This is a genomic window from Paenibacillus hexagrammi (genome assembly GCF_021513275.1).
Taxonomy (GTDB): Bacteria; Bacillota; Bacilli; order Paenibacillales; family NBRC-103111; genus Paenibacillus_E; species Paenibacillus_E hexagrammi.
Window position 1 is genome coordinate 631,006 of record NZ_CP090978.1, and the last position, 15,856, is coordinate 646,861.

The 15,856-nt window shown below is 48.4% G+C and carries 11 protein-coding genes; 10 read left to right on the forward strand and 1 reads right to left on the reverse strand.

All coding sequences use genetic code 11. The annotated features are described in order from the left end of the window. Positions 1-301 precede the first annotated feature (301 nt). Complete coding sequence (locus tag L0M14_RS02860) at positions 302-1,129, reverse strand: DUF2935 domain-containing protein (RefSeq protein WP_235120620.1); 828 nt, start codon at positions 1,127-1,129, stop codon at positions 302-304. A 268-nt stretch (positions 1,130-1,397) separates the two neighbouring features. Here L0M14_RS02860 and L0M14_RS02865 point away from each other — a divergent pair, with 268 nt between their 5' ends. The 10 genes from L0M14_RS02865 (at position 1,398) to L0M14_RS02910 (ending at position 15,825) form a co-directional block, all read left to right on the forward strand. Further along, the gene (locus tag L0M14_RS02865; protein WP_235120621.1) at positions 1,398-1,835 is read left to right on the forward strand and encodes a GNAT family N-acetyltransferase; all 438 of its coding nucleotides are present in this window, start codon (positions 1,398-1,400) and stop codon (positions 1,833-1,835) included. A gap of 40 nt (positions 1,836-1,875) precedes the next feature. Further along, positions 1,876-2,478 carry a class I SAM-dependent methyltransferase gene (locus L0M14_RS02870; protein ID WP_235120623.1) on the forward strand — a complete coding sequence of 201 codons (603 nt, stop codon included), beginning with the start codon at positions 1,876-1,878 and terminating at the stop codon, positions 2,476-2,478. Positions 2,479-2,799: 321 nt separating this feature from the next. Next, the gene (locus L0M14_RS02875) at positions 2,800-8,874 is read left to right on the forward strand and encodes an Ig-like domain-containing protein (protein ID WP_235120631.1); all 6,075 of its coding nucleotides are present in this window, start codon (positions 2,800-2,802) and stop codon (positions 8,872-8,874) included. Next, complete coding sequence (locus L0M14_RS02880) at positions 8,867-9,538, forward strand: class D sortase (RefSeq protein ID WP_235120633.1); 672 nt, start codon at positions 8,867-8,869, stop codon at positions 9,536-9,538. Before L0M14_RS02875 ends, L0M14_RS02880 begins: the two co-directional genes overlap by 8 nt. Positions 9,539-9,730: 192 nt before the next feature. Next, positions 9,731-10,249, forward strand: a complete 519-nt coding sequence (locus tag L0M14_RS02885) for a sigma-70 family RNA polymerase sigma factor (protein ID WP_235120634.1) — start codon at positions 9,731-9,733, stop codon at positions 10,247-10,249. After that, positions 10,242-11,666: a DUF4179 domain-containing protein gene (locus tag L0M14_RS02890; RefSeq protein ID WP_235120636.1), complete on the forward strand. Its 1,425-nt coding sequence runs from the start codon at positions 10,242-10,244 to the stop codon at positions 11,664-11,666. The genes L0M14_RS02885 and L0M14_RS02890 overlap by 8 nt, the downstream gene beginning before the upstream one ends. A gap of 256 nt (positions 11,667-11,922) precedes the next feature. Further along, positions 11,923-13,176 carry a DUF445 domain-containing protein gene (locus tag L0M14_RS02895; RefSeq protein ID WP_235120637.1) on the forward strand — a complete coding sequence of 418 codons (1,254 nt, stop codon included), beginning with the start codon at positions 11,923-11,925 and terminating at the stop codon, positions 13,174-13,176. A gap of 69 nt (positions 13,177-13,245) precedes the next feature. Beyond that, positions 13,246-14,085, forward strand: coding sequence for an ABC transporter ATP-binding protein (locus L0M14_RS02900; protein ID WP_235120638.1), 840 nt, complete (start codon positions 13,246-13,248; stop codon positions 14,083-14,085). Then, a complete protein-coding gene (locus L0M14_RS02905) occupies positions 14,018-14,782 on the forward strand; it encodes an ABC transporter permease (RefSeq protein ID WP_235120640.1) in 765 nt (254 codons plus the stop codon). The genes L0M14_RS02900 and L0M14_RS02905 overlap by 68 nt, the downstream gene beginning before the upstream one ends. 14 nt (positions 14,783-14,796) lie before the next feature. After that, the gene (locus L0M14_RS02910; protein ID WP_235120641.1) at positions 14,797-15,825 is read left to right on the forward strand and encodes an ABC transporter substrate-binding protein; all 1,029 of its coding nucleotides are present in this window, start codon (positions 14,797-14,799) and stop codon (positions 15,823-15,825) included. The last annotated feature ends 31 nt before the right edge of the window (positions 15,826-15,856 follow it).

Here is a 15,856-nt window from a genome sequence, read left to right on the forward strand (position 1 = left end):
AAGGTATGCAAATTCCAATATGGGCTCTAGTTATGCCGGTATTATATGTTGTAGTATTGTTGTTACTAGTCGTTTCAATTATTTATCTTGTGGTTAACTCCCGAAAGAGCACTCGAAGTCTTCAAAACATTGAAGCATTACTTAAAGATCTAAAATATAATAAGGACAACCAACATCATTAATGCAACAAAACCACTTTTAGGGTGGTTTTTTCATATTAATCTCAACATTGAGGGAGAATCGATGATGCAATTGATGATCTAAGACTTTCAGTCTTGATCCTCCCCTGTTTGCAGGCTAATTACGGAAAGGACGGCTTCGTCAGCGGGCAATTCGGCAAAGCTGCGATCTCCACGTTATATCCTGCCAACTTGCTGAGAAAATAACAGGTCTCGGGCAGGTGATGCTCGAGAAATCTGAGCGTCAGGCGGCTGAGCAGCTCGGTGTTTTTATATTGCTGGATGACCGTCTCCACGAAATGATAAAAGGCGATGACAGACTCAGCGACTTGACGGGCAAATTTTTGCTGGACGGGGAAGTTAGGTGGAGTTGACCGCAGAAATCCTCGGATGGATGTATTTTTCACGATATGGGTTCCGAATTGTTCCGTAAATCGTCTAGTCGCAGTGAATAGCTCAATTTCCGACGGATCCAGATGATCGCCAAGCAGGACAGCATGACCGAGCTGATCCTCCAGCCACATATCCATCAAATCTACAAGCGGCAGCGGCTCATAAGGATGACCGTTCATCCAGAAGGCAAGAATCCGCAAATATTCCCCGTTTTCCAGCAGGGTCCCATTAAAATAGGCAGGTGTCAGGCTCATGACGACTTGATTCTGAATGCGAAGATGCTGCAAATGTGCTTCAAACTGATAATAGCCGTAGGCCACCGGATAGATATCTTTGGATAGTTGAATCATCGTTTCATCCGAGACAGGAAGCGCAGGATTCGTCTGTAGTATCCGGTTCCGCAGCTCGGTGAACGCCTCTGCGTAACGCCTAGCCGCACCAATCCACCGTTCTTCTTCCGGTGCCAGCGCTTCGTCAACGAAAATGGCATGATCCTGCAAAATCTCCACCCAGAATAAATGCTCTTCCCAAGGTGACAATGCACCGTTTGACTGCATGTAATCCCCTCCTTGCCGACTGTGTCGACTTCGTCTCGCTCTTATACTGAAGTCTATGCCCCAGCAGGCTCCAGTCATTACGTTTTTTAGGGGATTCTTGCGGCCTGTAGGGCTTTCGGATCGATCTGCTGAGAGGGGAGTAGCGGTAACTTAGAGGGAAATCGAGATGATTGTTGAACATGTTGGAATATCACTTCAGATAGTATTATGGGGACTTGATACCCTAGACTGAGGGAACACACATGAAAGAACAGGAAGGAGGTTCATCGTGCTATTTCGAAAAGCTATTGTAACCGATATACCACAGTTAATAACATTTCGTAAGATATTGCTGTCTAGTGAGGACAACAGTAGTATGGATGAAACATTTAGCAACTACTTTGAAACCTCATTATCGGACAAATCACTCGTTGTATGGGTTGCTGACGATGACGGAGTAGTTGTATCAACAGTATGTTTTTGCATATGTCGATTTGCACCTCGATTTGACAATCCTACTGGATTGGTAGCATACATGACTAATGTGTATACAATCCCCAACTACCGCCGTCAAGGTATCGTATCCAAACTTGTTAGTGAAGCGAAGGAAGAACTGGCAACACTAGGAGTTAGAAAAATCCTTTTACATTCGTCTGATATGGCTAAACCGATGTACGAGAAATTTGGCTTTGTTGAAGGAAAAAACTATATGTCAATAAATATTTAATACAAGAGCCCTCTAATGCAGTCAGACAGGAGAGATACGATTGGGAAATACGGATAAGTTTGAAATGATAGCTAACGTGTATGACACTCCGGAAAGAATTCAGATCGCAAAGGTATCCTCCGAGGCCATTCGTGGTTATTTATTGGATTCTGGCAATAAGAATGCCATTGATTTCGGGTGTGGAACGGGTCTTGTCGGATTGGATTTGATCCATGATTTTCTGTCTGTGCTGTTTCTGGATACCTCACCGAACATGATTGATCAAATCAACCAAAAAATTGCGGACCTCCATATTCAGAATGCACATACGTTATGCTTTGATTTAGAAAAGGAAAGTTTATCTGATTTACATGCTGACTACATTTTTATGGCTCAGGTTCTCCTACACATTCAAGATGTGGAACACATTTTATCAAGGTTGTTTCATGTGTTGAATGAAGGAGGACATCTACTGATTGTAGACTTTGATAAAAATGAAAATATCACCTCAGACCTGGTTCATAACGGTTTTGATCAAGAGAAGCTGGCTGACATGATGACCAAGATCGGGTATAGGGATATTGTGTCCAAAACCTTTTACACGGGACGCAACATCTTCATGGGACAAGATGCATCCATGTTTGTTCTTGACTCGAAGAAGTAATATCCCCATGCTCCTTTCAATTGGAATCAAAACCTCTAGGGAGCTCTGAGCTTTCCATGTACCTTTATTAACAGCCTTACCCGCAGCTTGCTGCGGGTATTTTTATTTTATAGGTATATAATCCTATGTAATCGTGGTAATAAATACCTAAGAAATTTGTCGTAATTTAGCGCGATATGTTACTATTTATATATCTAGCACTCGTTAACTCGATGAGATATTCATATAAAGGAGCGGATTACCATTCGAACAAGTAGGAATGCTGCTACTAATAAGCGCATGCGGCGCACATTGACCATGATTGGTTCGAGAAACAAATCTATGGAACGTGTTGCCCTATCGGCCGGGATCATCGGAGCGATGGTTTTTGCTCTGCCTGCGGTTACTGCACATGCGGAAGGAAGCAGAAATTTAATAGCCAATGGCGGAGATCGCCCCTATGTGGAGTGGGATCCGAACAATACCATTGCAGGAATTCCCCGCAAAAATATTTGGAAGGTATACGCCAAGGCGGGTGAAACGATTAATTTGGGCTCCAGTGTAACAGGGGCTAAAGATAATAACGACATTGTGGTAAGAGATCCTAACGGCCAGGAGTATTCGTTCGATGTGAAAACATCAGGGGAAGGTTTTATCAACACAATCGATAAGGAAAAAGCAGGCCCAGCTCCGGCAGCAGGCGGGTATACGCCTTATAAGATTACAGTTGCCGATGACCAAAGCGGTATTTGGGAAGTCGAGTTTCATAGTAATGCCAGTGGAGCTACCAATCCGAAAGCTTCTTCTGCAACTGTATTAGACGCATCGGTAGAACAGGGACATGCTGTCGCTGCATGGGATATTACCGTTAAAAACGGATCTGAGATTAAAGACGGCCGGGTGTATAACGAATATATTTCTATGAATATGGGAAGTAATTCCAAATCCTTGAATTCCGATTTGTACATTTTGACCAAGGATGGTTATGAATATAAGACATCTCTGAATGGCATGGATCCATACGGGTTTATCTTCATGTCCAATAATCGCGGATATATAGATAAGAATGACGGCAGCACGCTTTATCATTCCACGGATGCCGGTACGGACAATACGTTAAGCAGCTTTATTGGAAACACGGCTGTACAAAGTCCTACCTACAAAGATGCAAATGGAATTTATCATCTGGTTGGGGATACGGAAACGGATACTACTCATCGCGTGTTTTTGAATGTGCCGGATCCTGAGCTGAGCGAAGCAGGAATTCAAACCACGCCTGTTACGCCGGAAACTGCGAAACAGGTTGGTTTCACTGGCAAAGAGACTGCGCTGGGGAACAAAACGTTCGTCGGTCAAGGTGGCACGTTCACCTTTGATGCGGATGATCTGACCAGTTATATGATTATTGTTGATACAAATGGTGCAGACGGGAAGCCTGATGGTAACTTTACTTTGTCGGACGATCTGGTCATCGAGGATATTGCCAAGCAGGGGACCAATACGGTCCTCTGGGACGGCAAGGATCAGAATGGCGCAGTGCTTCCGGCACGCCCGGGCAATCAACCCTACCAAGTGCAGATCAGAATGAAGGGCGGGGAGTATCATTTTCCTATGCTGGATGTGGAAAGCAACCCTAATGGGATCAAAATCAAATTGATTTCTCCCGCAAACCCATCTACGTATTTAAATGGTATGAACGTGAATACGGTTTTTTATAATGATGCTAACTATAAGACGCAAGCCGGTAATGTGAATCTGGATGCCGCCAGCGGAGAGACGGCTCCGAATCCGCGCAGCGCGATAGGCGGCGTGGATAGCTCTAATGGCGCTCAGAAATATTCCGGCAGTTACGGTGATTTTAAGGGTATTGACACATGGACTTATGTTCCCGGTGCAGCAGTGTCCACAGAATTGTATGTGATTGATGGTACAATCAGCGGCAAGGTGTTCAGTGATACGAATGGAGACGGCAATAGTACGGGCGATGCGGGTTTTGCCGGCATTTCTATACACGTGAAGGATAGTCTGGGGGTTGAACAGGATGTAGTGACCGACTCCAACGGGACTTACACAGCTCATGTGGCTCCGGGCCAAGTAGAGATATCTGTAAAAGAGAACGACCCTGCTCTGGCAGGCTATAAGCTGACGACCTCTAATGCCGTTCAGAGTAAAGCGGATGTATCAGGATCTTACTCTTTTGGTGCTATCGGATATCAGCCGAATCATGCTCCAACAACCGGTAATGACAGTAAAGACACGGACAGAATAACCAAGATAACAGGCACGGTGACCGGCCTTGACCCGGATTCAGATACGTTAACTTATTCACTGCATTCCGATGCTGAATATGGCTCTGTTACCGTGAATGCTAATGGACAATGGGAATACACGCCGAATGCTTCCTATTTGGGAAGTGATCAGTTTACTGTCGATGTAACGGATGGGCGCGGTGGTACGGCGACATCAACAGTGACGGTTACCATCACAAATAGACCGCCCACGGCAGCAGGAGACAGCCGAACGACGCCGGAGGACACGGCAGTAGACGGAGCTGTGACGGGAAATGACGTAGACGGAGGAACGCTGCTCTACAAGCTGGACCCTGCGAACAAGCCGCAGCATGGTACGGTAGATTTGAAATCAGACGGCAGCTATACGTATACGCCGAATGCGAACTACAGCGGACCGGACAGCTTTCAGGTGATCGTAGATGACGGTGACGGTGGAAAGGTAAATGCGCCGGTCACGATCACGGTAACGCCGGTGAACGATGCGCCTACGGCAGCAGGAGACAACCGGACGACGCCGGAGGATACGGCGGTAGATGGAGCTGTGACGGGAAGCGATGTAGACGGAGGAACACTGAGCTACACGCTGGACCCTGCGAACAAGCCGCAGCATGGTACGGTAGATTTGAAGTCAGACGGCAGCTATACGTACACGCCGAATGCGAATTACAACGGACCGGATAGCTTCCAGGTGATCGTGAGTGATGGACAAGGTGGTCAGGCGAATGCGACTGTTGCGATCACCGTAACGCCGGAGAACGATGCGCCCACGGCAGCAGGAGACAGCCGAACGACGCCGGAGGACACGGCAGTAGACGGAGCTGTGACTGGAAACGACGTAGACGGAGGAACGCTGGTCTACACGCTGGACCCTGCGCACAAGCCGCAGCATGGTACAGTAGATTTGAAATCAGACGGCAGCTACACGTATACGCCGAATGCGAACTACCATGGACCGGACAGCTTCCAGGTGATTGTTGCTAACGGTGAAGATGAGCCGTTGGTCGTTACAGCTGAGATTACGGTAACACCGGTGAACGATGTGCCGACAGCGACTGGTGACAGCAAGGTTACTCTTGAAGATATGAAAGTGAATGGCAAGGTTACGGGGCAGGATGCGGATGACGAAGATGTCTTACAGTTTACCCTTGACCCGGACAATAGCCCGCAGCACGGGACGGTAACGGTTCATGCAGATGGTTCCTATACCTATACGCCGAACCCTGACTTTAACGGGCCTGATAGCTTTGATCTCATCATAAGCGATGGACACGGGGGGCAGGCGGTTGCAGCGGTTACCATAACCGTAACGCCGGTGAATGATCCGCCTGCAGTGAGCGGAGATAAGAAGACGATGCCGCAGAATACATCGATTAGCGGCAAGGTCACAGGCAGCGACCCGGACAACGATACCTTAACGTTCGCGCTAGGTAGTTTGCCGCAGCATGGTACGGCGACCGTTCTAACAGACGGTAGCTACATGTACACGCCAAATACGAATTACTTTGGGGAAGACAGTTTTGAGGTTACGGCTAGCGACAGTCACGGCGGAACGGCGACTGCGACGGTTACCATTACGGTAACAACAGATAACCAAAATCCGGTGGTACCGAATTATACAGCATTAACGGACAATGTAACGCCGGTGTTAGGGAGGATTATCGCCGCAGACCCGGATGGAGACGATGTCATTTTCAATCTGCTCACGAATCAAGGCCCCTACTATGGAACGGTCACGACTGTCACTTATTCGACCTATACGGACTGGACTTATACGCCAAACTCATCGTTTACAGGTATTGATCACTTTATTGTCGAGGTTACGGATGGCAAGGGAGGTACGGCCAATTCTATTGTCTCGATTACGGTAACGCCTCCGAGCGGACAGTCCTATCCGAATCATCCGCCGACGGCTCCTAATTATGAGTGGTCGACTTTGATGAACATGCCGATCAGCCATAGAGTGGAAGGGCATGACGAAGATAAGGATGATCTCACATACTCGGTGGCCGGTTGGCCGAGCCATGGCACGGTAACGGTTACGAACAGCACTTATGGTGACTGGACATACACGCCTGCACCAGGCTTTGTCGGGACGGATTTCTTTACGATAACCGTGAGTGACGGAAACGGCGGGTTCGCTTCATCGGTCAATAAAGTGGAGATCGCGCACAAGCAGCTGCAGCTGACGCTTTCGGCAGATCCGCAGCAAATTCTTGCGGACGGCGAAAAAACATCGGATCTCACAGCACTGCTAACCTATCAGGACGGAACGCCTCTTTCTTTTGTAGATGTTGAGTTTGAAGCAGAAGACGGCACCTTCAACAGCTCAGCGAATCCCGATAAGAAGAAGATTCGTGCTACAACTGACGGCAGCGGTAAAGCGATTGTAAGATTGACTTCGCCAGCCATCGAGACGACCGTACCTGTGCTTAAGCAGGTTAAGGCTGTGGTGAATGATCCTGCTAACGACTTATTTGCTGAAGGTAGCATTACGATGTATTTCATGCCGTCGACGATTAACGGAATTGTTATCAATGGTGAGACCGGTTTACCGGTCATTGGCGCTATCGTGGATGTAAGCGAGGACTTTGACAAAGACGGTGTCGTTGATTTTGCAGCTACGGTTACGACGGATACTTACGGGAAATACAGCATTATCGTACCGCGCGGAAATTATGTATATACGCCTGTCATTCATACGACCATTACCAAAGACGGTATGACGATACCTGTAGATATCAAGCAGCAGGCTGTTGTTGAGAAGTTTAACGGGAAGAGCGAGGACTACTATTCCGATAAAATCATTACCGGTCAGCTTCTAGCCGTGGATCATACCACGAATACAGTAAAGAAAATGAATGACTTTATGGACCTTTACAATCAAGATGAGACTCCGGCAGAAGGCGGTTCGGAAGCCAAAGTACAACTAAGCGCTGTAGTAGCTGATGATGAGACGGGAAACGTTCAGATCAAAATCGATAAGGACGGCGCCTTTACGATCACAGGTGCGCAGAAAGGCAAGGAATACACAGTCAATTTCGGGGTCACGCTGCCTGACGGTCAAGTTCTTGCAGGTAAAACGATGAACGTTAAGGTTAATAATGAGGGAGAGGTATCCCTTCAGACTTCCTTAATTGACCCGTATGGGGTTGTAACAGACGCAGCAACGGGTAATCCGATCGATGGCGTGAAGGTGACGCTGTATTTTAAGGATACCAATACAATTGTTCCTTTGCCTGTTCTACCTGGATTTAAGCCTAACGATAACGTGGATCCGCAAATGACGAAAGACGGTGGTTCGTACGCTTGGATGGTTTTTCCAAATAAGGATTACTATATTATTGCTGAAAAATCAGGCTATGTAACGTATGACAGCAGACAGGACATGACGGATCGTACAATCGATGACAGCTATATCAGGGGCGGTTACATTCATGTCGGCAATACGATCGTGGAGCATAGCTTCTCAATGGTTCCTATTGTGCCGGCAGCTCCATCGTCAGGGTCTAGCTATGTACCATCGACGCCAGCGCCTGTACCGACGGAGAATTTGCCTGCCATTACATCTCCTACTGCAAAAATAACGACCGTAGAATCCCCTGTAAGCGGCAAAGTAACGACCGTGAATATGGGGGAAACACTAACCTACAAAATCGAGACCCCGGCAGTTAACGGCAAGGTTGATTTGAAAGATGACGGCTCATGGATTTATACACCGAACAAAGACTATCAAGGCACAGACTCGTTTATCATTGTTGTCAAAGATGAATTGGACCATCAATTGAAAACGAAAGTAAGTATAGGTGTCATTGCCAAGCCAGATAAAGCTTCCGTACCGACGGAGCCTGTTAAGCCTGATCCGTCAACCGAGAGCGGCTCTTCAGAGCAACCGGTGACCCAAGGCAATGATGCCACAGTAAACGGTGGAACCGGAGAGGCCCAAGCATTGCCGAATAGCAGTAAAGGCGATGCCGAAGCAAAACCTGGTACGGGTCAAGCCGTTCGTAAGCTTCCGGTGACAGGCTCGGCTATGGATCGCAGTCTGCTGCTTGTATCCGGAGCCTTCTTCAGCGCTCTAGGCTTCTTCCTGAGACGCAAACGAAAAGACGAGCGGCCGGATGCGTAAGTGGAGCTGGTTGTTTCTGGCGCTAGGGTTGTTATCTTTTGCCGTGTATGGCGGACTTGTGCTAGCGGAGCGCATGCATACCGATGAGCGGATCGCGGCCTTCCAAGCTTTGGCAGCAGAGATGGGCAAAGAGCAGACTGGGAATCATTTAGCCGAAACGCAGATGGATGCGGAGATCGATTCCACGCAATCGGTGCCGCAGCAACAGCAGCCGGGGCAGCTTGAAGCCAAGCAGGCTGCTCCGGAAGTGCCTGATGATGACCGGACACTGGGCATACTTACGATTCCGGAGATTCATCTGGAGGTTCCCATCGTCGAGGGAACGGATGCTGAGCAGCTTCGGTTTGCAGTGGGACATTTTTCGGAGAGCGGTGAGCTTGGTATCACTGGGCAAAATTATATGATTGCGGGCCATCGTTCCAATACCTTCGGCAAGTTTTTTAACAGGCTGGATGAGCTTAAGGAAAACGATCAATTTACGATCCAGACCCGTGAACAAACACTCACGTACCAGGTACTCCGTAAAAAGATCGTGACACCGACGGATTTCAGCGTGCTTGATCCGGTCGAAGGGGAATCGATCGTAACGCTGCTTACGTGTCATCCTTTGTATTCGAATAAACAGCGGCTCGTAGTTTTTGCTAAGCAAGTACATGTATCTTAAACCGAAGAGGTTGTTTGCACTTTTTGTCAGTGTGAACGGCCTCTTTTTTATTGGAGTTCGGCCTTCAAAATGAACAGAACAACCTTACCTTCTTCAAAGCAAACCGCACAGTTTCAAAAAAAAATTACTCCCACCCAAAACCATTTGAACCGTTCCACAGTCTAATGGGGGCATGAGGAAAGGGGCGAGGAGTTGTCGACAGAAGAGAAAGTGAGGGCGGCCCAAATAGGTGATACGGAAGCCTTTCAGCAGCTAGTCAGTGCCGACAAACAAAGATTGTATTCGATTGCGTACGCTTATTTAAAGAATGAAATAGATGCATTGGAAGCCATTCAGGAAACGACCTGCCGGGCCTACTTGAAGCTGAGTAAATTGAAGGAACCGCGATATTTTCACACTTGGTTTATTCGTATTTTGATTAACTATTGCATTGACGAACAAAAACGCAAGCGTAACATGCTCCCGCTATTTCATTTACCGGAGCCGCTTGCAGCAGATTTGGCACTCGACGATAAGCTTAGCCTGCAAATGGCCATCGATCGGCTTGCGCCAAAGCTGAGACACATCATCATCCTGAAGTATTATGAGGACTTGACCTTGACGGAAATTGCCAGCCTGCTCGAAAAGCCGGAGGGAACTGTGAAAACTTGGCTGAACAAAGCGTTACAGCAGCTGAGGAATACATTTCGGAAGGAGGGTGAGCATGTATAATCCACAGGATACAGACATGTCGTTGGAATTATCGGAAAAGGTCGATGCTGCGATATCCGAGGGGATCTGGCAAGCGCAGATGAAGCAAATGCACGGCCGTAAGCTTGTTAGACGCCGAATAGGGGGCCTAGCCGCAGCTTGTCTGCTTTTTGCGGCCTGTTTGTTTACGATTCGGGTATCTCCGGTTTTTGCCGCGATGGTTCGGGACATCCCCGGGTTTGAAAGATTCGTTGATTTGATTTCCCATAACATGGATAAAGGGATTCAGCTCGCTGTCGATCACGATTTTGTGCAGCCGGTTCAAGTGTCGGATGAGCATGACGGCGTGAAGCTGACGGTGCAGGGCATTATCGCAGATGATGCCAGAATGGTGATGTTTTATGAGATCGAGCTGCCGGATCAGGTGAAGGGGACAACTGTTCAACTAGATCAGCCGAGTTTATTGGATGCCTCGGGCCAGCCTCTTCTGGCAAGTATTGGATTTAACTACCCTGACGAAGCGAAGCAAGACGACTTTTCTTCAGGTATTCAACGCGGAACGGCAGATTTTCATTTAGCCAAGGATGCTGTATTTCCAGACGAGGTTACTTTTCAAGTAAACCTGATTAGACCTGAACCGTCACTTTCGTCTGAACGAGCCAAATCCTTACAAGCAGGTACGGATGATAGTTTTGAGCTGGACCTAGCGAGGGATGAAGGAACGAAGTATGAGCTGCGCATTCCGATTGACCAGGCGAAATTCGCGGGACTTCGGCAAGAATATGACATCAACCAAACGATTCAGGTCGAGGGGCAAGCCGTCTCCTTCACGAAGGCGGTCGTATCTCCGCTTCACGTATCCTTGTATATGGATTATGGTGCGGACAATACGAAGCAAATTTTTGGAGCGGGAGATATCTGGTTAGTCGATGACGAGGGACGAATTTGGAACAATACTTCGGCAAGTGTAACGAAGGATCATCCGGTCTATAATTTTGAGAGTCCGTATTTCATCAAGCCCTCCTCTTTGCACGTAGAAGGAACTTGGTTCCGCGCACTGGATAAAGATCAGATGACGGTCAAGGTGAACACGGAGACGAAACAAGTGCTGGAAGCGCCCGATGATAAAATCGCACTGCACGACGTTACTTCTACGAATGAATACACGAAACTGGATTTTGCCATTAGCGGGTTGGATGCTGAAGATCACATGATGTACAGCTTGTTTGAAAATGGGTTTGTGGATGCAGGCGGACAGAACTATAACGAAGCTGCACTCAAGGGGGAGACTGTGAGCGGGTATTCGTCTTCATCCCAGCCTGACGTACAGCACGACTTGTTCTATATCGAGAACAAAGCCTATCAACAGCCCCTGACATTCACGATTTATAGTTATCCTGGTTATATTCGTCAGCCTTATGACATTCGGATTAAGTAGCAGATCATGAAGATTGTATTCGAGTGTAGAATGGGATGTTATTTTATTTCAATCACCGTATTTTGCATGGACGAAGAGATTATCTACGTGAGTTATTTCCGTTGTTTCCATAATATGAATAGGCTTTCCCGCGGCTGATTGCCAGGGAGAGCCTCTTTTGCATAGGGAGACTCCCTTTGTAATCTTTGCAGCATGATTTGTGTTAGAATAGAGGACAAAGAAAAATTCCTAATAGAGAAAGAGTTGTCGAACAACGATGAAAAAAGAAGCCAAATATATCGCAACAGTGTCGTTAGGTGTCATGGGTGCAGGCTTTTTGGCGACGATGCCGTTCACTTCAGCGGCTTGGGGCGCATTTTTGCAGGGAGGATTCGAAGCAGGCGTGGTCGGCGGTTTGGCCGACTGGTTTGCCGTCAGTGCACTCTTCCGGCACCCGTTAGGCCTGCCGATTCCGCATACAGCCTTGCTGCCTAAGAACCGGGAGAAAATTACGAAAGCACTCGTTTCCACGGTAGAAAATGAGCTGCTGTCCAAAGAAACGATTCGCGCGAGGCTGCAGCAGATTCATTTTCTTGAGCGCGGACTGGAGCTGGCGGAGGGCCAGCTGCAGAATGAAGCCCTGCACAAGGGACTGTCAAGAGTCATCTTGCAGGCGATCCAAGCGATCGACGTGGACAAGCTCACACCGCTGCTCGTTGAGGAACTGCGTAAGGTAATTGGGAATATCGATACCGCTCAGCTGATACGATCAACGATCGGGCATATTACAGATAATGGATATGACGGTAAAGCGTTTGATTTTGTGTTGGACAAAGCGGAGGCTTGGGCTGTGAAGACAGCAACCCGGGATCAACTGGGAACGATGGCGATCAAAGCCTTTGAAGGGCTGCAATCCAACGGATTTATGGCGTTTGCGGTGAATGCTTTCATCGGTATGCTCAGTGAAGAGAAGATTGGCGGTATCCTGCAAAATTTCATTTTGTCGTACATTGAGCAGATGCGGACGCAGAAGCATCCGCGCCGCGAGGCCGTGCTGGGCTATTTCAAGCAGGAGCTTGGCAAGCTGGACACGAATGAGAAGCTGATTGGGGAGCTAAACCGTTTGAAGGAGCGGCTGCCGGAGCTTGTTTCTATGGAAGAAAAGGTGTCTGCCCTGCTTCACCGCTTGAAGGAGAAGGTTGTTACGGTAGTAGAACAGCCTGATTTTATTGCCAAGCATGTGGTGCCGCTTGCCTCCAAGCTAATCGAATCCCTTAAATCCGATGCGGATCGTATGGAGAAGGGCGAGAAGTGGATCAGCAATCAGATAACCGGATACTTGGAGCGAAATCATAGCAAGATCGGGCAATTGGTCAAGGATAATTTGGATAAGCTCGACAATGAAACGCTGATCAGCATGATGGAAGACAAGGTCGGCAAAGACTTGCAGTGGATTCGTGTAAACGGTGCGATCTGCGGATTTTTGATCGGACTGGTGTTATCCGGTCTAAAACTGGCTGTAGGCGGCTAGGTATAAAAGTGGGGTATTTGTTGCCTTGCTTTCAAAAGAACGGGGCCCGTACGAACGGAGGAATAAGATTTGATTAAAATTGAGGATGTAAGCAAAACTTTCGTACAGCGTGTAGGCGGCCAATATAAAGCGCTGGATAACGTGTCACTTACGATCAAAAAGGGCGAGTTCGTCTCCCTGCTGGGACCTTCGGGCTGCGGCAAATCAACGGTGCTCAACCTTGTAGCGGGATTCGAAACCTTCAGCGAGGGGACCATTGAGGTGAACGGCAAGAAAGTGAAGGGACCAGGCGCGGATCGCGTTGTCGTTTTTCAAGAGCATGGCCTCTTCCCTTGGCTAACGGTGCTGGACAATGTTGCTTTCGGCTTGAAGCAGAAGGGGATCGCCAAGAAGGAACGCCAGGAGATGGCGATGGAGCAGATCAAAGCGGTTCATCTCAGCCGGTTTGCCGACCGGTATCCGCATGAGCTGTCCGGCGGTATGAGGCAGCGTGCGGCGATTGCCCGCGCGTTGGCGATGGACCCGGAAATTTTGCTGATGGATGAGCCGTTTGCAGCGCTGGATGAGCAGACCCGGCTCATTTTGCATAAAGAGTTGGAAGAGATTTGGATGCGTACGGGGAAAACGGTGCTATTCATTACGCACAATATTCGCGAAGCCGTCATTCTCTCCGACCGGGTAGTTGTCATGTCTACGAGGCCCGGCAAGATCAAGAAGGAGTTCACCGTAAAAGCAGCAAGGCCCCGAGATAGTGCAGATTCGGTCCTGCATCACGTGGAAAATTCGATTATGGCTGCGCTCGCCGATGAACTCGAAAAAGTAGTAAGGGAGGAAACCGGCGATGAGTACAGCATTAAGAAGAACGATTTTTCTGGTACTGCTGCTGATAGCATGGGAGGCGGGATTTAGAATTTTCGGCTGGGGATGGAAATTTCCTTCGGTAACGCAGACCTTACAGGCGTTCTATGATGGTTATGTACATGGAGAACTGCTGCAAGCGACGATAGCAAGCATGATCAGACTGATCGTTTCCTTTGTGATTTCTACCGTGGTCGGCACGACGCTCGGATTTTTATTCGCCCGTTACAGGCTGCTCGACGATACCATTGGCTTTGTGGTAGTAGCCTTGCAGACAATACCCAGTATCGCTTGGCTCCCTTTTGCTATTATTTGGTTCGGTCTTAACGAAACCTCCGTTATCTTTATTACTGCTCTCGGCGCAACCTGGACCATGGCGCTCTCCAGCCGCACCGGAATCAAGAATATCCCGCCGATCTACCTGCGCGCCGCGCAAACGATGGGGACCGGTAATGGCTTCAAACTGTTTATTCAAGTGATGATTCCTGCGGCGTTCCCTTATTTGATTAACGGCCTGAGGACGGGTTGGGCTTTCGCCTGGAGAGCTCTGGTAGCAGGGGAACTGATTGCTAAGGGAGTCGGCTTAGGTCAGCTTCTGCAGGATGGGCGTAACTTAGGCGATACACCGCTTATGCTGTGTATTGTCATTATGATTGCTGTCCTGGGCACGTTGTCGGACCATTTCTGCTTCAAGAGGCTGGAAGATAAAGTGCTGGAGCGATACGGCTTAGCCGGGTCGAAATCATGACAGGAGCACACGCGATGAGAAGAATGGCATGGATGTTAACGATGCTGCTGATCGCTTCATGGATGATGACGGCATGCGGTGAAATAGCGGTAGGTCCGAACGGGAAAGCGAAGAAAGTCAGGCTGGGGGTCTTCAAAAATGTAACCCACGCTGCCGCGTATATTGCGCTGGAGAACGGCTACTTCAAGCAAGCTTGGGGCGATGACGTCGAAATTGAGGTTACGGCTTTTGATAACGGCTCTGACCTTTCGATTGCTATGGCGACGGGAGATATTGATATTGGCTTCGTAGGTCCGGGTCCGGCGACTACGTTTTATTTGAAAAGCAAGAATTATCGCGTTGTGTCGGGCTCCAATAACGGAGGCGCTGTGCTGGTTGCAAGCAATGGCTCGAACGTTAACAGCGTGAAAGATTTGGCCGATAAGACGGTTGCTATACCGTCGAAAGGCAATACGAACGATATCTCGCTGCGCATGCTGCTTCAGCAGGCAGGAGTGCCTGTCGGCAAGAGTGAAGGCAGCGCTCACCTCATTGTTCGCTCTCCCTCGGATACGCTCATATCGTTCCGGCAAAAGGAGATCGACGCTGCGCTCGTTCCCGAGCCTTGGGGGACCCAAATTGAAAAGGCGGGCGTAGGCCATATCGTGGTAGATTGGGATCAAATTCCGCCGAATCATGGCGATTATCCAACTGTTATCATGGTTGCGAGCGACCAATTCCTGAAGGGACAGAGGGACATGGTCAAAGGAGCGGTTCGAGCGAATCTTGAAGCGATTGCTTTTATGAAGGAGCAGCCAGACAAGTCCTATGAACTGATTAACAATGAATTGAAAAAATTCAGCGGCAAAGGACTGGATAAAGCTTTAATCAAAGCGTCCATTTCACGCTTAAAGCTAACGCCGGATATAGATGTAAAAGTCATGGAAGAGATGACCCGGGTATCCATCGACGCCCGTTATATCAAGGATGTTCGAAAAGAAGACCTTGATTTAAGCCAGTTTGTTGACCTGTCTTTGTTGGAGGAAGTGAAACAAGGCAAGTAACGGAGGATCTGGTTGCCCAGGAGGCAGCCAG